This window comes from Pedobacter duraquae (assembly GCF_004362245.1).
In the GTDB taxonomy this organism is placed as follows: Bacteria; Bacteroidota; Bacteroidia; order Sphingobacteriales; family Sphingobacteriaceae; genus Pedobacter; species Pedobacter duraquae.
Map to the genome: position 1 here is coordinate 281,919 of NZ_SNWM01000004.1, position 22,085 is coordinate 304,003.

General features: G+C 40.7%; 20 protein-coding genes. 10 read left to right on the top strand and 10 right to left on the bottom strand.

What is annotated here, in order from left to right:
* Positions 1-19: 19 nt before the first annotated feature.
* The gene (locus CLV32_RS16785) at positions 20-763 is read right to left on the bottom strand and encodes a helix-turn-helix domain-containing protein (protein ID WP_133557638.1); all 744 of its coding nucleotides are present in this window, start codon (positions 761-763) and stop codon (positions 20-22) included.
* 367 nt (positions 764-1,130) lie between these two features.
* On the opposite strand from CLV32_RS16785, the gene CLV32_RS16790 reads away from it, so the two are divergent.
* Positions 1,131-1,724: a hypothetical protein gene (locus CLV32_RS16790; protein WP_133557640.1), complete on the top strand. Its 594-nt coding sequence runs from the start codon at positions 1,131-1,133 to the stop codon at positions 1,722-1,724.
* 73 nt (positions 1,725-1,797) lie between these two features.
* Here the strand turns inward: CLV32_RS16790 and CLV32_RS16795 are convergent, their stop codons facing one another.
* On the bottom strand, positions 1,798-2,592 hold the full coding sequence (locus CLV32_RS16795) for an SDR family NAD(P)-dependent oxidoreductase (RefSeq protein ID WP_133557642.1): 795 nt from the start codon (positions 2,590-2,592) through the stop codon (positions 1,798-1,800).
* A gap of 30 nt (positions 2,593-2,622) precedes the next feature.
* Positions 2,623-3,780 (bottom strand): zinc-dependent alcohol dehydrogenase, encoded by a 1,158-nt coding sequence (locus CLV32_RS16800; protein ID WP_133557644.1) that lies wholly within the window; start codon positions 3,778-3,780, stop codon positions 2,623-2,625.
* 188 nt (positions 3,781-3,968) lie between these two features.
* Between CLV32_RS16800 and CLV32_RS16805 the strand changes: the two genes are divergently transcribed.
* The 3 genes from CLV32_RS16805 to CLV32_RS16820 all read left to right on the top strand — a co-directional run bounded on the left by CLV32_RS16805 (position 3,969) and on the right by CLV32_RS16820 (position 6,145).
* Positions 3,969-4,670 (top strand): DoxX family protein, encoded by a 702-nt coding sequence (locus CLV32_RS16805; RefSeq protein ID WP_133558070.1) that lies wholly within the window; start codon positions 3,969-3,971, stop codon positions 4,668-4,670.
* An 8-nt stretch (positions 4,671-4,678) separates the two neighbouring features.
* Positions 4,679-5,272: a class I SAM-dependent methyltransferase gene (locus tag CLV32_RS16810; RefSeq protein ID WP_133557646.1), complete on the top strand. Its 594-nt coding sequence runs from the start codon at positions 4,679-4,681 to the stop codon at positions 5,270-5,272.
* A gap of 513 nt (positions 5,273-5,785) precedes the next feature.
* On the top strand, positions 5,786-6,145 hold the full coding sequence (locus CLV32_RS16820; protein WP_133557647.1) for a diacylglycerol kinase family protein: 360 nt from the start codon (positions 5,786-5,788) through the stop codon (positions 6,143-6,145).
* A 2-nt stretch (positions 6,146-6,147) separates the two neighbouring features.
* On the opposite strand, the gene CLV32_RS16825 is transcribed toward CLV32_RS16820, so the two are convergent.
* From CLV32_RS16825 to CLV32_RS16835, 3 genes are all read right to left on the bottom strand, one after another.
* Positions 6,148-6,999 carry a retropepsin-like aspartic protease gene (locus CLV32_RS16825; protein WP_166641966.1) on the bottom strand — a complete coding sequence of 284 codons (852 nt, stop codon included), beginning with the start codon at positions 6,997-6,999 and terminating at the stop codon, positions 6,148-6,150.
* A 102-nt stretch (positions 7,000-7,101) separates the two neighbouring features.
* Positions 7,102-7,494, bottom strand: coding sequence for a hypothetical protein (locus CLV32_RS16830; protein ID WP_133557652.1), 393 nt, complete (start codon positions 7,492-7,494; stop codon positions 7,102-7,104).
* Positions 7,495-7,577: 83 nt separating this feature from the next.
* Positions 7,578-8,978, bottom strand: coding sequence for an MFS transporter (locus tag CLV32_RS16835; protein WP_208111035.1), 1,401 nt, complete (start codon positions 8,976-8,978; stop codon positions 7,578-7,580).
* A 353-nt stretch (positions 8,979-9,331) separates the two neighbouring features.
* Here CLV32_RS16835 and CLV32_RS16840 point away from each other — a divergent pair, with 353 nt between their 5' ends.
* Complete coding sequence (locus tag CLV32_RS16840; RefSeq protein ID WP_133557654.1) at positions 9,332-11,491, top strand: LruC domain-containing protein; 2,160 nt, start codon at positions 9,332-9,334, stop codon at positions 11,489-11,491.
* Between the two features lie 55 nt (positions 11,492-11,546).
* On the opposite strand, the gene CLV32_RS16845 is transcribed toward CLV32_RS16840, so the two are convergent.
* The 3 genes from CLV32_RS16845 to CLV32_RS16855 form a co-directional block, all read right to left on the bottom strand.
* Positions 11,547-12,944, bottom strand: coding sequence for an aminopeptidase P family protein (locus CLV32_RS16845; RefSeq protein ID WP_133557656.1), 1,398 nt, complete (start codon positions 12,942-12,944; stop codon positions 11,547-11,549).
* A gap of 67 nt (positions 12,945-13,011) precedes the next feature.
* On the bottom strand, positions 13,012-13,596 hold the full coding sequence (locus tag CLV32_RS16850) for a Crp/Fnr family transcriptional regulator (protein ID WP_133557658.1): 585 nt from the start codon (positions 13,594-13,596) through the stop codon (positions 13,012-13,014).
* Positions 13,597-13,634: 38 nt separating this feature from the next.
* Positions 13,635-14,369: a LytR/AlgR family response regulator transcription factor gene (locus CLV32_RS16855; RefSeq protein ID WP_166641967.1), complete on the bottom strand. Its 735-nt coding sequence runs from the start codon at positions 14,367-14,369 to the stop codon at positions 13,635-13,637.
* A gap of 207 nt (positions 14,370-14,576) precedes the next feature.
* Between CLV32_RS16855 and CLV32_RS16860 the strand changes: the two genes are divergently transcribed.
* The 5 genes from CLV32_RS16860 (at position 14,577) to CLV32_RS16880 (ending at position 21,879) form a co-directional block, all read left to right on the top strand.
* Positions 14,577-16,175 carry a cysteine peptidase family C39 domain-containing protein gene (locus CLV32_RS16860; RefSeq protein WP_208111036.1) on the top strand — a complete coding sequence of 533 codons (1,599 nt, stop codon included), beginning with the start codon at positions 14,577-14,579 and terminating at the stop codon, positions 16,173-16,175.
* A gap of 98 nt (positions 16,176-16,273) precedes the next feature.
* A complete protein-coding gene (locus CLV32_RS16865; RefSeq protein ID WP_133557664.1) occupies positions 16,274-18,457 on the top strand; it encodes a peptidase domain-containing ABC transporter in 2,184 nt (727 codons plus the stop codon).
* Between the two features lie 11 nt (positions 18,458-18,468).
* Entirely contained in the window at positions 18,469-19,791 is a 1,323-nt protein-coding gene (locus CLV32_RS16870) for an HlyD family secretion protein (RefSeq protein ID WP_133557666.1), read from the top strand.
* A 259-nt stretch (positions 19,792-20,050) separates the two neighbouring features.
* Positions 20,051-20,290 carry a hypothetical protein gene (locus CLV32_RS16875; RefSeq protein ID WP_133557668.1) on the top strand — a complete coding sequence of 80 codons (240 nt, stop codon included), beginning with the start codon at positions 20,051-20,053 and terminating at the stop codon, positions 20,288-20,290.
* Positions 20,291-20,367: 77 nt separating this feature from the next.
* Positions 20,368-21,879 (top strand): TlpA family protein disulfide reductase, encoded by a 1,512-nt coding sequence (locus CLV32_RS16880; RefSeq protein ID WP_133557670.1) that lies wholly within the window; start codon positions 20,368-20,370, stop codon positions 21,877-21,879.
* A 3-nt stretch (positions 21,880-21,882) separates the two neighbouring features.
* On the opposite strand, the gene CLV32_RS16885 is transcribed toward CLV32_RS16880, so the two are convergent.
* Positions 21,883-22,083, bottom strand: a complete 201-nt coding sequence (locus tag CLV32_RS16885; protein ID WP_133557672.1) for a hypothetical protein — start codon at positions 22,081-22,083, stop codon at positions 21,883-21,885.
* Between the last annotated feature and the right edge of the window lie 2 nt (positions 22,084-22,085).

A 22,085-nucleotide genomic window follows, 5' to 3' on the forward strand; every position in this document is an offset into this window, starting at 1 on the left:
ATTGAATGATGATGCAATATTACTTATCTGTAGAGGCAGAAAATTGTATAAATCGGTCGTTTTTATTTTTACTCAATTCTTTAGGCGTAACACCTGATAATTTTTTGATTAGTTTTATGAAATGCGGCTGATCAAAAAATTCACCCCGAGGGAAAAGTTTCCCTTCTCTGAGCTGAGCAAAGGACGCGCGGAACTTTAATATATTGCTATATTTTTTAAGTGATATACCAGTCCAATCATTGAAATAGCGGTTAATCTGTCGGGCAGACCAGCAAGACCTTTCGGCCAATAAACCAACAGTCATCGCGCCATCCGTTTCATAGATCATTTCGAATAATTTTTTCTTTCTGGAATCTATGTTTTTTGATTGTGCTGTAGTCAGCATTGACCTTGATATCCGGTCTACAAAGCTGTCAAAATCCTTTAAATCATCTGAAGTAATGCCCATAAAGTCATTCGGAAGTAGTTTAGGATGGCTATTCATCGTCTGCTTGATATCCAGTATATACTCGAGTGCGGGGATTTTCATACTTACAGCGAACATTATGGTTCGCGCAGGCAGCGTAGCCGCAGAGGCCGCCTGGTCAAGGGTCATTAACATTACATGCAGCGGATTTTGTTCCGACCATTCAAAAATGATGTCAACTCGTCCATCAGGTAGAACAATTATTTCCTTATTCTGATTATCTTCACTCTTCAACATCCAAAAGCTGTCAACAAAATCCGTAAGCGATGGATCTGGTTTTATAACTTTATATTCCATCCTAAGATTTTTTAATTGTCGTTAAAGCATTAAAATCACTTACCGGGATAATCCAATATTTTCGAACAGCTATCGATCCCAGGACTGTATATTACAACACAATGTAGAAAACAATAACGAATAACCCGATAATTAATTCTCCGTTTAGATGAATAATTTGAAATTGGAACAATAATTGACTTTCATTAAAATCAAACTAGCAAAGGACATTGGTATACCCACCCTAAGCCGCCAAATTAACCACACACCAGTCTTCAGGAGTGTGTTATTTACGAAAATCGGCGGGTGAATGGGATATAATCACAAAATCGATCCAGCACTTTTGTAAGTCGATCACGATAAAACTGCGAAACATAGACCAAATAATATGAGCGAGAAAAGCACAACCAGATTGAATTCTACAATTCAAGTTACTTTGATGACATGTTTTAGCATCCTGCTATTGGGGTCGTGTGTAAGTCTGAAGACACCAAAACGTTCGGATTTAGTAGCATTAAAAGCACCGTCACTTATCGGAAGATATCCGGTTAAAGTAGATCGTACTATACGTGTTAATTCAACAAAAGATACAGTGATTTCAACGCCAATTTGGTATTTTTTGAAGAACTCTGAAGGTGCAGATACAGCCGAATTGGCCAAGGCAACGCATGTGGAGCTTACTTTAGCTGATAAAACTCATGTTACTTCAAAACTGTATCAGGACAAAACTCTTTTAAAGAGCGAAGTAATCAAAGGAAAACTAAAAAATGGATATTTCAGAAAGAAACATGATTTATCAATTACAGGTGTACCCCCCTTTTACTGGTCGATGAACTCAAATAAAATACAATTCGGCTTAGGTAAAAATGGACAACTCTATATCGATCAAGCCGACGAAACCAATGGAAGTATCCTTATCATTATGGCTGGAACACCAGGCTTTACCTCTAGCTATACCGTATTGCCTTACGTAAATAAATAAAGCATTATAATTTACTGGTTCCGGGCAAGAAATACCGAAATAATTAGCCCCCTTAGCTCGGGGGGGTAATCATCTATTTATCAATTGGCTTTTGCTGTTCATAAACCTGATGCGCTACGGTGCTATCCGGCGTTAGGTTCCCCATCCCTACCTGAACTTTATTTTTGAAGCCAGAAATAACCTTATCTTTTCCGGCCATTAATGCTTCATAACCATCTTTCGCTACGTCGGCCGGGTCTGACAATGCATCCTTATCCTGCACTGCTTTGCTATCTTGCATATCTGCTTTGTTAAAGAAGTCTGTATTCGTGGCACCCGGCATTAGCGCAGTAACAGTAATTTCCGTATCACGTAACTCTTCTCTGATAGCCTCAGTAAAAGAGAGTACAAAAGCTTTGGTACCGTGATATACGGCCTGCCAAGGGCCAGGGGTTTTACTGGCAATAGAAGCTGTATTCAGGATTTTACCAGAATTTCTTGCGGTCATATCTTGTAAAAACAGTTTCGTAAGTACCACAAGTGATGAGATGTTCAGATTGATGATATCTAGTTCCCTGTCAATATCCGTATCTTCAAATTCACCGTAAACACCTTGTCCGGCATTATTGACTAACACATCAATTCTGATATCTTGTGCATGCAGGTCTGCGTAAAGTGCAAAAGCCTGCTCCGGATCAAATAAGTCTTTAGCAAAAGAAATAACCCTAATTCCACTTTGTTCCAGTTCGGCTGCTTTAGCATCTAGCTGACCTTGGTCACGGGCCACAATAACCAGATTGTAACCATCCTTCGCAAAAAGTTTAGCGAGTTCGAACCCTATACCACTCGTTGCACCCGTAATGAGTACATATTGATTTGAATTTTTCATAAACGATGTAATTTATTTAAAGACTATTAATTAAGGTTTTAAGACCACTTTTACACAATCATCTTCTTTCTCATCAAAGATCTTATATGCATGGGCAACTTCGCTCAATGGCATTGTATGCGTGATAATATCATCAAGCACTACCTTCTCATCCTTCACGAGCTGGATCAGTGTATCAATGTGATTCAATACCGGTGCCTGCCCTTGTTTAATGGTCAGACCTTTATCGAATATTCTGTATAGCGGGAAATTGTCGTATGGACTGCCGTAAACACCAAGAATAGAAACTGTTCCACTTCTTCTAACCGCTTCAAAACACATATCAAGCACTTTCATGCTCCCCTTTTCAAAATTTATTGTCGCCTTCACTTTGTCTAGAAACGTACGTTCGGGCTCAAATCCAACAGCGTCAATACAAACATCTGCTCCTCTTCCGGCGGTCATTTCGCGAATCGCTGCCACAACATCCACGTCATTCGGATTCAACGTATCTACGTTATTTACTGCCCGGGCTTTTTCCAACCGGTAGTTCAAGGGATCAATGGCAATCACTCTACTCGCCCCATGGAGCCAGGCCGCTTTTTGCGCCATCAATCCCACCGGCCCAGAGCCAAAAATGGCAACAACTTCTCCGCCTTTAAGTTGCGCCCAGTCTACGCCCGACCACCCTGTAGGAAAAATATCTGTCAGAAAGAGTGCTTGTTCATCTGTGATCGTATCAGGTATGATTCTCGGACTAACATCAGCATACGGTACGCGTACGTATTCTGCTTGCCCACCAGAATATCCACCATATAAATCTGTATAGCCAAACAACGCTGCACCTTTCTGGTCCATCATATCTCCGTTTGGCCCATAGTGCTTGTAATTGGAATTCTCGCAACTTGGTGAGGCGCCATGGTTACAAAAAAAGCAATGCCCGCAAGCTATAGGAAAGGGTACAATGACACGGTCGCCTTTCTTAAGATTCTTTACTTCTGCGCCGACTTCTTCTACGATACCCATAAACTCATGCCCCATCACCATATCGGTAGATTGCGGAACTGCTCCACTTAGGATATGTAGATCTGACCCACAAATCGCTGTGGAAGTCACTTTTAAGATAATATCAGTGGCCAATTCAATTTTCGGATCAGCTACTGTTGTGAAGCTGATGTCTCCTGGTTTGTGAAATACTGCTGCTTTCATAGATAAGATTTTTATTTTCTAGGTATTGGGACTAACACCTTCAAATAAAAATAGTTTAATCATTCTTGATCAGCGTGACATTTATCCTGTCGGTCTGCCCCGCTTTTTACCTGGTGAAAAAATTATTCAAATAATAGTTGCGCGGTAAGGATCATAATTTAACTTTGTACTACGAAGTACTTTTAGAAATGACAATAACCACTAAATTAGACACCCTACATGCTGCTGTAACATGCAATAAATGGATGCGTTATTTTACAACTTTTACACGCCTCGCACTTGTTGCTGGTTTTCTTCCTGCGGGATATGTAAAGATCATCGGCGAACGCTTCACTGATCTGCACAATAATCAACCTATGGGGCACTACCTCGAAGCACTGCACCATACCGGCTACTATTACACGTTTATCGGCTATGCGCAGATTTTTGCTGCACTGCTGCTGCTGATTCCTAGAACCGTTGTATTAGGCACACTGATTTATCTGCCCATCATACTAAATATCTGTCTTTTATCACTCGCTGTGCGATTTGAGGGATCGCTGCTAACAGCGCCTTTAATGGTAATTGCCTGCATTTACCTACTGTGCTGGCATTATGACCGGACAAAATATCTCTTACCATTCAATACGCCTCCGTCAACTGTGCTTGCGCCCGACAGCAAATTCCCGAAGTGGTTCTTCGCTATGGTACTTATCGTATTTCTGGCTGTTGGTTTTACTGTAACACATGTTTTTAACCTGATGCCCCGTAATACCTTAACCGACTGTGAAACGCAATGTGACGACAGTACCAACCCTGCTGCCTGTAAAGCATTTTGCGAGGAGATCCACAATAAAGGAATGGATCTCGATCAGTCTTTGAACAAATATGAGCATTCATTAAAAAAATAAAAGATGCTATGAAAACGCCGACCACCAATTTTTACAACAATTTCTCCTTGCTCTATCCGCTGGTAGATCTGTTTCTCAAACCACAAAAAAAACGATTGTTCGACGAAGTAAATAACTTGCCTGAAGGTAAACTCTTAGAGATTGGAGTTGGTAACGGGGCTCACCTGCCGCAATACAAAAAGCACAGCGTTGTTGCGATTGACACTTCCGGTGCTATGCTGAGTCTAGCTAAAAAAAATAATTTGATTAATGCGGAACTTTTAGAAATGAGTGGAGAGTCACTGGAGTTTAATGATCAGGTTTTTGATTACATCGTGCTGTCTCATGTGCTTGCGGTTGTTGATAATGGGGAACATTTATTAGAAGAAGTACACCGTGTATTAAAACCCAAGGGCAAGGTATTCATCCTGAACCATTTTACACCCAACAATTGGCTTAGCCTGATAGACCGGGGTTTTGAGCCAATTGCACGACTTTTTAGGTTTAAATCTGTTTTTTATATTAGGAATTTCGCCGCGATAAAACGATTTACCCTGCACAAAGAAATCAACCTGGCACTAGGTTCTTATTTTAAACTCCTGATCTATCGGAAAAATGATTAAGAAATATCTGGTAATTTCCGTCGCCCTGCTCATCAGTCTCTTTATTTATGTGTTTTATAGGACTGAGAAAACATTAGTAAATGAGTTTATGATATACCTCATATCAAGCCCGATGTATACTAGCATCAAGGCGGATATCATTCATTTGATTCCCTTAAGTCCGATACTGATTTATTCTCTGCCAGAAGGGCTCTGGATATTTTGCATTACCCTCACTTCTAAATGTTATTACATAGACGTCTATGGCCGACGGTATGATTGCGTATACATCCCATTGGTCTTTTGTATATCGCTCGAAATAATGCAACTTGTGCACATTACCAACGGTCGGTTTGATTGGATGGACATCGGTATATCGATGATATTTTGGCTAATCGCACGTTATACATTCAATCGTAATATAGAAAAAAGTCATTTATTGACCCGGATAGATTTGAACACTTTAGCTTGTTTGACAAGTTATTGCATCGTCTATCTGGCGCATGTAATCAAGTAACATAATTCCAGAAACCCATGAACCCTTTTAAGAAACACCTGAACAGCTATAAGTATTCTGTAAATGGCATTTGGTTGGCATTTCGGTACGAAGCTAATATGCGCTTTCATCTTGCCGCCGCCCTCATCGTCATACTGCTGAATTTTCAGCTTCACGTATCTAAAATAGATTGGATAACTACACTCATTCTCATTGGATTAGCATGGATGGCTGAAATTTTTAATACAGCTATAGAAAAATTAGCAGACCGTGTAACCAAAGAACAAGATCCACTGATTGGAAAAGTTAAAGATCTTTCATCAGGAGGAGTCCTGATCATCTGTATATTCGCTGTGGTTTGCGCGGTAATTATTTATTTACCTTATCTGGTTGGATAACATCACCGCACAATCATCTCTTTTCTTTTCAAATCAAACGTAACTTGTTTTCCGATCCAGTTTAGTGATACAATGCCGTCATAGATCAGTCCATCGATAAAAGATGCCTGTACATTCGTGCATTGGATGGCAGAAGTAGCTTTCGCCTGGATGGACTTCACATTAGCCTGGTAAATGACAGACTTTAGTGCCGGATTGAATTCGCTCGGGATCACGATCTTCTTTGCATTTACCGTATCAATAGCTAAAGCTGAAATAAATTGTGAGTTTAAGCGATAAACGTTATTGCCGGCCCCGCTATCAATAGAAAATTGTAAGGTCAATTTATCATTCACAATAAAATACGCAAAGATAGTCAGCGCTTTATCCCGGGCATCCTCCAACTGTAAGCCAACCTGATGTCCCGACTTGCGGATACCAGCCATGCTTTTTTCCGTTTCGAATATAATTTTTTTGTTGACGTAATCGATTGTAAGTGGCTGTTCTTTAAAACTTAGTAGAGAAATCAACCCATCGATAGGACCAAGATTTACATCAAAGATTGTCACCACTGGATTATGTTCAGCGAAACTTCCTATCAATAATGACTGCACATCATAGAGATCGGCATTGAGCTTTTCCCCAGTCGCGCGAAAGCCAGTATAGCTGCCGTCTTGCTTATGAACCTTTCCTATTTTATCCGAAAACGCTTTGGTAATCAGTGTTAAGCCAGCACCTGTATCGAAAATAAAGCTCCCCTCCACCCCGTTAACTTTAGCCTTCAGCAGGATATGTCCTTGCGGAGTCAGTTCAAACGGTATAGATGACTGTGCAAAGTTTACATTGCTTATCAGCAACAAAACTATCAAAAGCATAAAAGATTTTGACCAGCAATACACGGAAGAGCGTACAGTATAATATTTTTTCATTGCGGCAAAATAATTATAATTTAACAGAAGATCGTAGAAAGTTTTCTTTTAGCGCTGCGCCCTGGTTGCCTTGTCGAAAGAAAACACCAGGTTTTGCTGATCGATTTTGTTTAAGGGAAGCTCATGTGAATCCTTTCCAAGGCCTGCAGTAAAATAGACAGTAGCTTTTACTGTTTTCCCTCTTTCCAGTCCTTCTTCAAATAAAGCAATTCCAAACAGGGTGCCGTCTACTTTAGAGGAGGCAATGATGCTTACAGTACCCAAATCATAATTACCGCCATTTTTTAAAGTAACAACTCCATTGTTATAGGTATAACTAAGTCCTTTCACGGTAGCGAGATAGGTTTTGTTTTTGCTGGTTACAGACTGGTAGGTTTGCGCATATCCTGAAATTCCGGCGATTAAAAAGAGGAATGCTAGCGATATTTTTTTAATGTACATGATTCGATATAAAATTTAGGTTGATTATTCAGGAAATTAGGTAGCTAATCATCTAGATATCGCCAGGCGTTCTGGCGCTAAGCTCACTTTGTATACCCTTCACCAGCATTTTTACTAAGTTTTGTAAAGGTAAGACTAGATATTATGGTGATGATAGCAAGACTTATAAAAGTATAATGAAAGGCACCAGAAAGACCAATGTTAAACACATCAGAGCTATAAAAGGACAGGATCAGGCTGGATACTGAAATACCGAAACTTACGGAGAGTTGTTGCGTAATTACAAGCATAGTATTTCCCCCACTGGCAGTATCCTCGTCCAGATCAGCTAATGTGATCGTATTCATGGCCGACATCTGGATGGATGTGAAGGCACCGTAAAAAACCATCAAAATAATATAATAAATAATCGGGGTGTCCCGCTCAACAAATCCGAGAACTACAAGAACTAACCCTAGCAAGACGGTGTTGCTGATCAATACAGTCCTGTAACCTAATGTTTTGATGATGCGGATTACGAAAGGTTTTACCCCAACATTTGCCAGCGCTGAAGGCAATAATAACAATCCGGAAATTGATGCAGAATAGCCAAATCCAGTTTGCAACATCAATGGTAAAAGTAAAGGCAAACCACCAATTCCTAACCTGGTGATGAGACTGCCGGACAGACCAACTTTTAGCGTGTTGATGTTGAGCAATCGTAGATCTATGATCGGTTTCGTTGTTTTTTTGTAATGGATATAATAGAATACCGCAAACAAGCCGGCAAAGAACAGGCAGGCAAAGATGATGGTACGGTGTGTAAATCCAGTGCTGATCGTTTCCAGCAAGGTCGTAATTAAAATAAGTGCCATGCTAAAATAAATAAGTCCACGGAAATCAAACCGCCCTACAGCGTGTTTAAAGTTAGGCATGATCTTGTAAGCAAGCGAAATTCCAATCAGCCCGATCGGAACATTAACCAAAAATATCCAATGCCAGGAAAAGTTGTCAGATAAAAATCCGCCGAGGCTCGGACCAACCACCATTCCTAATAGCCCAAAAACGGTTATAAAATTCATGGTCTTCAAGAGTTCGCTCTTGGGGTATTGATATAAAATAGCCAGCCTTGCTATAGGCACCATCATCGACGCTCCGATCGCCTGCACTACCCGTGCAAGGTTAAACGTTACCAGGTTATAAGACAAAGCACAGAAAAATGACCCTGTAACAAACAGACTTACTGCAATCATAAACATTGTCCTAGTGCCGAATTTATCAGAAAGCCAGCCCGAAAGCGGGATGAATAATGCCAGTGTTAATGTGTAGGTGATAATAACTGAGTGCATCTGGGTAGCCTGATAATTCATATCCCTGGCTATGCTTGGAAGAGATGTGTTCAAGATTGTGCCGTCAAGAGATTGTATAAACATTGCCGTGGCCGTTACCCAAGGCAAGAGTTTTACTGCTGTGTTTTCCTTTTTTCTTTCTATTTCTTCAGTCACAGTAAGCGCAAGTTATTTGGTGGAATGAACATCCGGTATTTCTTAAAAATACGTTAAAATCACTTATCAAAAACGTGACCACTTCACAAAAGTTTAAAAGTTTTATTTCGGCATTGTTTGGTCGAAATTCCCCAAAATAGGGCTACTCATCGGGGAACATGCCCCCCAAGCTCATCCTTCGCACAAAATGGTATGTCTAAACACCCGACCAATGTCAGGCTGACAAAAAAACGCATCACACTCATTTTGAATAAGGTATCAAACCCTTAGTGTTAAAAACACACACTACAGTTGTATTGGCGTTTAGGGGAACATCTTTTGACTCAAGGAGAAAAAACAACCCTACACACAATATGAATTTAAAATTACGTACATTATTATTCGGTTCAATCGCTTTGTTTGCTGCCTGCAAAAAAGACAATTCGGTTGAAATTGCTGCCACCAACAAAGCACTAACGGAACTTGCCGTTCCTGCCTCCTTTAACTGGCAAACTTCACGTGACGTAAGCCTGAGCATCGGCATAGACAACATCAGCTTTGACGACAAGCTACACGTTATTGCTGTTTATTTAACAGATCCCGCAAACGGCGGAACGCCGATCTCAAAAGGTGCGGCGTCCATCATCAAACCTTTCAACACAAAAATTTCGGTACCTACAACAATAAATGAAGTTTATGTTGTTAAAACAAGCCCAGACGGTGTGTCTGTCACAACAAAACTTGCATTGACTTCCGAACGTGTTTCTATAGGACTAAGCAGTACCAACTCAGCACAAACAGTTAGTTTGGCGGCACCAACACCAACTATTACAGATCCAGCATGTGAGGTTTCTACTTCCGGTAGCGTGATTATAGTGCCTAAAGATAAAGTAATGTGCTATACTACTTCCTCAAATTCAATTGTTGCGATCAGTGCCTCAACCGGGGGAACACTTAAAATCAATTCAAATGGAAAAAAGGTAACTGTGGTAAGTTACACGCACACCGCAACAAAAATCATCGTCGCAAAAGGCTCTGTAGTAGAATTTTCTACACCAGTTTCGCTGGGTGCGACTGAATCGATCATCAACAGTGGAGACCTTACTTTCAATTCATCTTTATACTTGACCTCAAATAGTCTTTTACAGAATGCGGGAACATTCGAAAGTAATTCAATTTTCTCTGTAGCTGCTGGTGCAGCTGTATTCAATACCGGCGATTTTGATGCCAACTACGTTGCTAGCTATGCTACAATAAATGGTACTTTCACCAATAGAAGTGACGCCAAATTTGTTGGCTTAAATATTACATCAACAGGCGTTTTCGAAAATGAATGTAAGCTAAGTGCTACAGCCTTTACTTTGAATGGCACATTAAACAACTACAGCTCATTCAGGAATAGTAACAACAGTTCGATTGCATCCATTGGCGAGCTAAACCAATTTAGCGGGGCAGTTTTTCAAACAGGAACTTTACTTTCTATGTACGGTGTAATTGAAGGTCACGGTACACCGTCACTGGTTAAAGTTTTATCAGGAGTTACCACAGTTTTGCCTACAACAAAAGTAACAGGCGCTATTCAGCTGTGTGGAACTAACATCAGAACATCTTACCTATCAAATGGTGCTGAGCTGGGCTGTGATCTATACATCCCTGTTACTGACTGTAATCCTGTCCTCAACGGCACTGCTCCTATCATTCAGCTGGACACAGATGGCGACGGAATTATTGACTTGCAAGACGCTTATCCTAACGACGCTTCCAAAGCATTCAAAAACTACTCTGTAAACTATCTGCTTGGTGGATCAACCATCGCATTTGAAGATAGCTGGCCATCTAAAGGTGACTACGACCTTAACGATGTTGTACTGAACAGTAAATACATGATTGCAACCAATGCCAATAATGTTGTTGTTCAAGTTACTGCAGATTACGTTCTAAAAGCTACCGGTGCCGATTATAACAATGGTGCTGGTGTGCAATTCAATCTCCCTGCTGCCAGCGCTAAAGTAGTTTCGGCAACTGCTGGTGCATTTCTTGAAGCTGGACAAGACAGTGTTGTCGTGGTCCTTTTTGCAGATAGCAAGAAGGAACAACCAACAGGAAACACTGTACCTGGTGCAATCTTATCTCCGGTAAAAAACTATTCTATTGTATTTGATATTACTAATGGACCTGTGTTGTCGGCATTCGGTATCGGGACTTATAATCCATTCATCTGGAACAATACAAGTGGAATGGGCCGTGGATATGAAACGCATTTATACGGAAAACTGCCTACTAAACTAGCTGATAAGAAGCTATTCGGCACCAAGGATGATAAATCAGTAGTAGGAAAATATTACAGTACTGCTGGTAACCTTCCCTGGGCTGTTGAATTGCCGATTGCGAATTTCGGTTACATGAACGAAGGTGTTGATGTCACCAAAGGTTATACAAAGTTTGCCGATTGGGCAAATTCAGGTGGAACAGCCTTCCCCGACTGGTATTCAAATCCGCTATATATTGTGCTGACGTCTATTTTTCTAAAATAGTCTGCCGCAATAAATTTACAATCCCCGGAAGGTAAGACTCCCGGGGATTTTTGTTTTAAACGGATTCCTCACGGATCTGCTCTACTTCCTCAGCATTGATCGCCAGGTGCTTACCTAATTTTCGGTAACTATTTCCAGTAATCACATAATCGTCTTCTACCCTGATGCCGCCGAAATCATTATAGGCGACTACTTTATCATAATTGATAAATTCAGTAAACTTTTTCTCTGCCTGCCATATCTTGGTCAGCTCTGGGATAAAATAAAGTCCTGGTTCGATAGTAAATACATAACCGGTCTCAAGTGCCTTCCCAAGTCGCAAAGATTTAAGCCCAAATTCCGTTGTATTTTTCTTCAGTTCATCGGTATAACCGACGTATTGCTCTCCCAGATCTTCCATGTCATGAACGTCCAAACCCATCATGTGGCCGGTACCACATTGAAAGAATAATGCGTGTGCGCCTCTTGCTACAGCTTCATTCATGTCCCCTTTCATAAATCCAAGACTTTTTAAACCTTCTGCCAAAGCCAGGCAAGAAGTGTAATGAACGTCAATATAACGTACACCGGGTTTAAGTGCTCCCACTGCTGTATTGTACGCATTGAGTACCACGTCGTAAATTTCCCGCTGCTTCGTAGTGAATTTCTTTGAAACTGGAAAAGTTCTGGTCAGATCTCCGGCATAACCCATGGCAGTTTCAGCACCTGAATCGTTCAACACCAGGTCGCCAGCCATTAAAATATTGCCGTGGTAATGGTTATGTAAAAACTGTCCATTTTTAGTCAGGATTACCGGATAAGCAAGATTCCCACCTGCAGCAACAGCGACCTGCTGCACAGCCGCGGCAATTTGACCTTCGGTCATGCCTTGTTTCACCATTTTCATAGCCAATAAGTGCATGTCAGCAGATATTTCGGATGCCCTATCCAGTTCCAAAAGTTCGGTTTCCGATTTAACAGAACGTTGTTTAACAACAGCTTTAATAAAAGGAACGGAAACTCCAACTGAAACAGCTTGGATATTGACTGATAAAAGTTCGGCTAATTTTATTTTGTTATCAGCGCGGTAAGGCGGCAAATAATGAATTGGCCGATTATTTTTAAGTGCTTTAAAAATGTAATCGTAGAGATCCGCAGAAGACCTGACGTCCTCAATCCCAGAAAGGAAAGCTTTTTCGGCAAGCGTTTGCTGCCTGCCCATCCAAACAATTTCGTCAATGGTCATTTCATCACCAAAAAGGACGGTTTTATTTTCATCAATATCAATGAGGGCAACGAGCTTAGCTTCGTTTATGCCAAAATAATAAAGAAAAGTACTGTCCTGCCTGAAGTGGTACGCATTATCGAAATAATTCATCGGGCTATCATTATTTCCCATGAGGAGTAATAAACCTGAAGAAATCTCAGTTGATAATTGTTTTCGACGAGACTGGTATTCTTGTGCTTTAAACATATTCAGTATTTTTTTGGTTAAAAGAGTATTTATCTTTTTCTCGGTCTGGCGAGAAACCTTTTTAAAATCATTTTTCGTTAGCAATGCTGTTCCTGATCCTGCTTAACGATTCTGGAGTAATCCCAAGGTATGACGCGATATAGATAAGTGGTATTCGTTGTGCTATATGAGGCTGTAATGCTATAAGTTCAAGATATCTTTCTTTAGCAGAAACGCTTTCTCTATTGGTGACCCTTTTTTGCAGACTCACATAAGCCCTTTCATAAAGTTTACGGAAGAATTTTTCCAATGCCGGGATTTCTTCAAACAAGAGTTGGAGATCATGATGAGCCAATAGTAAAACTTCTGTATCCTCTATTGCTTCAACAATCATCTCGCCGGGGTTCTGAGTGATAAAACTGGAAAGATCCGTTATCCAGTGTCCTTCAAATGCAAGCTGCATGACATGTTCAACGCCAGACTGATCCAATGTATACGATCGTACAGAACCATTCAAAACAAAATAGACATAGCGACTCACTTCCCCACGTTCAATCAGCACATGCTTTTTTTTGATGTATCGCTTAACCAATAAATCCTCAATACGCGCGTATTCAGATTCGGCGATCAGCGTGTACCGGGAGAAGTTTTCATAAAGCTTCGCGTATCTCATTTCACAAAACTAACAAATTTATATATTCTGCAATCTCACTAAGCAGAGAGCATACCAGACTTTATAAATGCTGAAAATTCTGCCTTATAAGCGTCGCCAACCTGCAGGTGCATATCGTTGTCCTTTAACCTCACAACATTCCCCTCAATCTTTTTTATTGCATTTTTCGCAATGATATGGAATTTAGAAATCCTGATGAAGTCATCTTTACCCAAAGCATTTTCCACATGATTAACCCCCATGTGTGTAACATACTTATCCATCGATGTATAGATATTTACATAGTTCTTGGCCGCTTCTATATAGATGATGTCGGCAGGGTCTATCGTATAATAGGAACTTTTATTTTCGCCCTTTATAAATTGAAACTGTTTTTTTTCCTGCAAGCTAGCCGGTTGGCCGGGTAATTCAGGAGTATTCTTCAAGAGAAAATCGGTCGTAAATGCGAACTTCGCGAAAGTTATCGGCTTCAGGAGATATTGATTTACATGCAGGTCGAAGGCTTTCAGTGCATGGCTGGCATGTGATGTAGTAAATATCAGAAACCTCGTTTTGTCTCTTAAATGCCCAGCCAGTTCCAGCCCGGAAATTTCTGGCATCTCAATATCGAGAAATATAAAATCAATCTCATCAGACTTTGAAATACCGGAAAGTGCAGCTACCGAACTCTTGAATGTCATGTAAACATATAACTCGGGCAAATTTCCAATGTATTTAACCAAAGCATCTATTGCGTATTGATCGTCGTCTATAATTACACATTTTTGTGCCATATACCAGGGTTTAGCCTTATTGCAAAGTAATACATTAGTTGAAAAAAAGCAAATTAACCGGCGCGTTCCTCCTATAACCTGTCCGGTCCGTAGGTAACCTGTTTCATACTCCATTAAACCTGGGTTTGTACATCAAAAAATGGCTTTGGTACAAAATATTTTATTAAACCAAATCAGGCAGCTAAACTTATGAACAAATTCATCGCAATGTTCAAATTCCTAGAAACCAGTCAGCCAAATGTAATCGCTGTTACAAAGATACTACTTAAGGCCCTACGAGTTGATGTAAGTCCTGCCACTATAGCTATAAGCTTACAGGACCACCCCGAATATCCGAGTCTATTAGCGATTAGCGACTGTTTAACAGAATGGTCTTTGCCAAATCAATCCTACAACATTACGAAAGACGATTACGATCCCGCAGACCTTGAATACCCCTTTATTGCACACAGCAGGGTTGATGGAGGCTACTTCATGGTTGTACATAATATCGCCGACAAACAGGTGACCTATAGCGATGAGCAAAGCCAAAAAGCCATTTTTTCAGAAACTGAATTCCTGAAAAAATGGAGTGGTATAGCGCTACATGCTACCCCGAACCAAAAAAGCGGCGAAGAAAATTATCAACGAAAAATCACAAGTTCATTTATAAATAAGTTGATGGCGCCGGCTTTATTTACCGTATTCCTGGCCACGATAATCCTGAGCTTTGATTACCCAACTTTGAAGCTAGGTTACATTTCACTTTTGACATTTAAACTCCTCGGATTAGGCGTTAGCATACTATTATTGATCCACAGTATTGATACCAACAACCCGTTGGTCCAGAACCTGTGCAGTCTAGGCAATAAAAATAACTGCAACGCTATCCTGAAGTCCGATGCAGCAAAACTATTGTCCTGGCTGAGCTGGAGTGAGATCGGATTTTTCTATTTTGCAGGATCAGCACTCGTCTTACTTGCCCTGCCCGGATCCCTGCCAATACTTGCCTGGTTAAATGTATGTGCAATGCCATACACAGTATATTCTATAGGATACCAATACACCAACAAAAACTGGTGCGTGCTCTGCTGCACAATTCAAGCTATCCTCGGAATGGAACTCTTAACAAACCTCACAATCAATCCTGGCATATACAGTCTGAATTCTGCCGTACCTGATATAAAGACAGCGTTAACACTAACAACCTGTTTTAGCATCCCTATCCTGACCTGGTTTTTTATAAAACCCTTTTTATTGAGGATGGCTCAGTACATTCCGCTGAAACAGCAGTTAAAAAAATTCAAATACAACAGCGATCTATTTAACCAGGTCCTAACCAGCCAACCTTGTTATGCAGTACCAGATGAGCTAATGCCCATTGTCCTTGGTAATCCCGACGCAACAACAATTATTACGATGGTCAGTAATCCTTTTTGCGGCCCCTGTGCAAAAGCACATCAGACGATTGATGAATGGTTGAAGGTGAGAACAGACATCAAACTAAAAATAATTTTCACTACCGCCGATCATGATGATGATCTACAAACAAAAGTAGCAAGACACGTCTCGGCGCTAAGCTTTTTGAATGATGCGTCCTTGTTAGAAAAAGCGCTGAATGACTGGTATAAACAAGGCAGTAAGAAGTTTGAACAATGGGCAGCAGCTTATCCCATAGACTACAGTGAAGAGATGAGCCTGATTACCAAAAAGCAAAAAGCATGGTGCAACCTCACAGAAATAATATACACACCTACGATCTTGGTTAATGGCTACAAGTTACCAGAACCGTATCGTTTAGAAGACATTAAATACCTTTTGACCTGATAGAATTCAGCAACGTTTTTGAAAAACGGTGTATAAATCCGGATAAGTAATTGTTATGCCGAATAGCCAACAGACCCAAAGTTTAAAACGCACAGCCCTTGAAAAAATTCCAATTCTATAAACAGCTGGATCAAATGGATTGCGGCCCTACCTGCCTGCGTATGGTGGCCAAATATTACGGAAAAAACTTCAGTTTGCAGCGACTGAGGGAGATATCAGGCATCAATAAGGAAGGTGTATCGCTTCTGGGAATCAGCGAAGCGGCTGAAAAAATCGGTTTCAGAACCATAGGAAGCCGATTGATGCTAACGCAATTAACAGAGACTGAATTACCTGTGATTTTACATTGGAATCAGAACCATTTTGTAGTATTATATCGTATAAAAAATGGCAGCTATCACGTTGCTGATCCGGAAAAAGGATTAATCCAGTTTTCAGAAGGAGAGTTTTTACAGCACTGGTTGAGCATACATAACAATGGACATAGTCAGGGAATAGTATTAACGCTATCTCCTACGCCCGACCTGTTTAAACAAGAAGGTGACAAAAACAATGGACTGAGCTGGAGTTACTTATTCAATTACCTATATCGTTATAAGCAATTGGTTCTTCAACTGTTTTTCGGCCTGGGTGTAGGCAGTCTGCTGCAGTTAATTGTCCCTTTCCTTACTCAATCCATAGTCGACGTAGGCATCAACACCAGAAATCTTAACTTTATATATATAGTTCTGATCGCACAAACCATGCTATTTGTTGGTAGAATGAGCGTAGATTTTATCCGTTCATGGATCTTACTACATATCAGTACACGGGTAAACATCTCCATTCTTACCGACTTCCTGATTAAGCTGATGAAGCTGCCCATGAGCTTTTTCGACACTAAAATGACCGGAGATATTATGCAGCGCATGAACGATCAACGCAGGATTGAAAGTTTCCTGACAGGCTCTACCTTGAATGTAATTTTCTCGATGTTTAACCTGGTGGTATTTACAATCGTCCTGGCTTATTACCAGATTAGTATTTTCGTTATTTTTCTAGTCAGCAGCGTACTGTATACCGTCTGGGTGGTTGCTTTCCTAAAAAAAAGAAGAAATTTAGACTTTAAACGTTTTGACATCTCATCCAAAAATCAGAGTAGTATCGTACAACTCATAGGCGGTATGCAGGAGATTAAGTTAAATAACTGTGAACAACAAAAACGTTGGGAATGGGAAAGAATACAAGCCAGGCTTTTCAAGTTTAACATCAAAAGCCTTTCACTTGGACAGATTCAGCAAGCAGGCACATTTTTCATCAATGAAGTTAAAAATATCATCATTACCTTTCTAGTGGCGAAATCTGTTATCGACGGACAGCTCACCTTGGGCGAGATGATGGCTATACAGTACATTATTGGACAGGTAAATAGCCCAATTGAACAACTATTAGGCTTTATACAGCAATCGCAGGATGCTAAGATAAGTCTCGAAAGACTGAATGAGGTCCACGAGATGCAGGACGAAGAGCCAGCGAACAAGCCATTTTTAAAACAGTTGCCTACAGACAGAAGTATCACACTTCAAAAATTGAGCTTCACTTATCCGGGTGCCGGAAATGAACCTGTGCTAAAGGAGATAAATCTTCATATTCCGCATGGAAAAACCACAGCCATAGTTGGCATGAGCGGGAGTGGTAAAACGACAATCCTAAAATTGCTACTGCGATTCTACGCACCACAGAAGGGAGAAATCAGAGTTGGTAATGGTCACATCGACCAGATCAGCTACCGTTACTGGCGCGGACAGTGCGGGATTGTCATGCAGGATGGTTTTATTTTCTCCGATAGTATCGCTAAAAATATTGCTGTCGCAGACGACTATCCGAACATGCTGAAGCTCCAGCATGCGATCAACGTTGCCAATATCGGTGATCTGATAGATTCTTTGCCACTTGGACTAAACACCAAAGTTGGCGCCGAAGGCAACGGAATTAGTCAGGGACAGAAGCAGCGTATCCTGATTGCACGTGCTGTTTACAAAAATCCCGAATATATCTTCTTTGACGAAGCCACCAATGCACTCGATGCCAATAACGAACGCACGATCATGCAAAATCTGGAAGAGTTTTTCGAGGGTAAAACGGTTGTCATCGTTGCACACAGGCTAAGTACGGTGAAAAATGCGGATCACATTGTTGTCCTGGACAGGGGCAAGATCGTAGAACAAGGCACCCATTCTGAACTGACCACAAACAAAGGCGATTACTATCAACTAGTTAAGAATCAGCTAGAACTGAACTAACGGCCCAAAATATGTCTTTACAGCTCCCTACTCCACCAAAAAATCTGACCCCGCCGGTAGCGTGGACGGTCAGCGAAGAAGTCAACGAAATTGTAACCGTGGTTCCCTCCTGGATCTTAAGGTGGGGCATCACACTAATTTTAGCAGTACTGTCAACCATACTCTTGCTTTCAGCATTTATCCGATACCCGGATGTGGTAAAGACTTCAATGAAAGTTAATTCCCTGAACGCTCCTAAAGCAGTTATCAGTCATCAAAGTGGCAAATTAATACGACTGCTTGTAAAAGACAACGAACAGGTAATAACCGGCCAGCCACTAGCCTATATTGAGAGTACTGCCAACCACAATGACGTTATACAATTAGCACGAAACCTGAAAGAGCTCGAGCAATTGCTTAATACTTCCAGATCTTTGAAGCATATTAAACTACCGGAAAGCAAGCTAAATCTGGGAGAACTGCAGGGAAGTTACCAGACCTTTTATCAAGAATATCTCCAATTTACAAATACCCGCAACGGAGGTATTTCGTTAATTCAAAGGGTATTTCTGCAGAAAGACCTGGCCGAGATCAGGAAACTCCAAGCACAAATTCTGGAGCAGCGCATCGTACAGGAAAAAGAATATGCCAATGCGCAAGAAGAATATGACGCTTATCAAAAGCTTAAAGGTAAAAACGTAATTTCCAATAGTGAGTTCAAGCTGCAGGAAAACAAATTCCTGAGCAGCAAATATCCACTGCAACAAACCAACACTGCCCTGCTGAACAATAACACAACCTATCTTGCAAAACAGAAGGAACTTGCCAGTCTTGACAATTCCATAAAAGAACAACAAGCTAAGTTTCGCCAGGCATTAAATAGCGTCATCAATGATACTGATGCGTGGTTGATGAAATATGTAGTTACAGCACCGTTTTCGGGTAAGCTAGGTTATGCAGGTATTGTACAGGAGAATCAGAATGTAACAACAAACCAGGAACTATTCGTTATCAATCCAGGCAACACAGATTTTTTCGGAGAGGTACAAATCCCACAGTATAATATGGGAAAGGTCAGCTTGGGTCAGCGTACCTTAGTCAAGCTCAGAAGTTATCCTTTCGAAGAATATGGAATTATTAATGGTAAGATTAGTTATATCACTGATGCGGCCCTGAAAGACAGCGTTTTTATCGCAAAGATAGATTTTGGAAAATTCGAACAGAAAGATGCTGACCATCCGATAATTTTAAAGCCAGGTATGGTGGCTGACGCTGAAATCATTACCAGAGAAAGTTCACTCCTCCAAAGATTCCTCAGGAATATTACTAAGATCTTGAACACAAGTTCGAATTAATCCTTTATTACCGGATATGCTACATACCTCAAATCACCCCCTTTCGTACTTGTTGACAAGACGTTGGTACAATATATTTTATTTACCGTATCGTACATTTTAAATTAATGTTGATATCAAAAATTGTTTTTGCAAAAAAGGGGCAGTCGGTTGCAACGAAACTGCCCCAAAAATGAATACCGACATTTCTCGGTATCGCTTAAGTAAACCAGGCGTGACTGGATTACAAAATGTTAACAATCAATTTAGAACCAAAAGCATGAAAAAGTTAAATTTACTCAGCAAAGCTGAAATGAAAAAAGTGATGGGCGGCTTGGCAGCCGGACCGGGAACACCTGGTGGCGACAATGGTAATCCTTGCCCTGGTAGCTGTACACAATACTGTAGCAAAACCGAAGGCTATATGCCAAGCTACGGCGTATGTAGCAGTAGTACCGGAGGCGATACCTGTCATAACTATTGCTGTTCAGGTGATCCATCAGGATACTATTGGTGCTAATACCACAAAAAGGACTGTACTACCAGGATTTGATCCGAGGTGGTACAGTCCCTTGTTTTAATTTATATATTATCGATATGACAATTACTTACCTGAGAGCCAATATTTTACTGCTTTTCCTGATTCCTATCTGTTATTCATCCTTCGGCCAGGTTGGCAAGCAGACCACAATAGTGGTTAATTTTAAAACTAACGCTGACCGGCGTTTCACTGCTTTCGGCCAACTAAATCCCCTACATCTTGAACCTGCCATTGTTGCTCCTCCCGAACACAAGATTGATACATCAAACAAACTAAGAACAGTCATCCGATTAGCTATAGCTGAACCAAAATACCTTGCGCTTGGATTCAATATTTTTTATGTCAAACCAGGTGACAGCGTAAATGTAAACTATGAGACTTTATTTCATACCAAAATGGAGTTTAAGGACTCCATTAGGGTTAACTATGGGAATACATTTTTCCTATTCAGAAATGGTGAAAACGGTCCATTACACAAAAGTTTCATGAATAATGTATATCAGACGCTTAGCGGCTTTAAATCGGCGAGTCAAATTACCAGCTACTTATCGCCTGCCAATATCCACACTTTAGGTGCAGCGTACACCAGACTTACTTACAGCGCGAATCCGAATTTGGCTGCCGACACTGAAACAAAAAAAAATGTAGAGAATATCACTTTTCAGGCCTTTGAAAGGCAGCTGTTGTACAAAATCAAATCGGTTTATAAGAATACCAAAACTGAACCGCTCAGGAGCGCTATCCTGCAAGGTGTAACGGGTATCTTATCTACCTCCTGCACAACAAAAGAAAACGTTGCTGATGCCGTCACTCTTGGCAAATATTCGGCGCTGTATGTTTTTTTTAAGGAAATGAACCTAGACGAAAAAGCGATTCAATCAAAATTTAGTGCTTGTAATGACACCGTTAGACAATATATATTGATTAATCTTTTACAAGACGGCATGTTGCCAGAAAGTTTAACAAACAAAAAAGAAAATCTGTTAGCCAAGCTGAGCTATCCGCCGTTTATGGCGTACGCGCAACAAGTCTACAAAATTCCTAATCGTGGCGTAGAAAAATTGGGATTCCTTAACAATACCCTTAGAAACGTGACGCTGTTTGATGCAAGTGATCAACAGATTTCGTTCGGAGAACTCTTCCAGAACACCAAGCAACCATACCTTATATTTGACTTCTGTGGCTCCTGGTGCAAACCATGCTTGGTTGAGATGTCGCAATACAAGCAAACTAAAAATCTGGATAACTCCAAACAGATCAGGCCTGTCTGGCTGTTTTTTGAAAACGACAAGACAAAATGGATGGATGTGGTGAAACAATACGACTTAAATCCCGACAATTGTTTCGTAATTCTTGGAGCTAATAGTCAGGCAATTACTAAGGAATTTGCGCTACTTTTTGACTGGCAGGGCGAATTTCCGCACCACTTCGTATTCGCAAAGGAAGGCAGGATTGTACAGAAAAATGCGGGGAGCTTATCTTCTTTTTCGGAACAGCAACTCGGTCCCACCATAAAAAAAAGCAGTCCACAGTTGCCAGGTCCACCGGCACTCCCGGGAATAAAATAGCTTTTAGCCACAGGTCATCTTTTTCCTATTCTTATCCATTTTAATCAGTGCAAGTACCTCAATAGCTAAGCCCATGCCCATAAAAAATCCGTTTAAAGCATCGGGCATTGGGTAATAGCGATTCACTACCGGAACAACGCTGGTTAGTAGCAACCCGGAAACTAACAACATTAGGACAGCTTTGGAAACATTGGTCTTTTTCATAT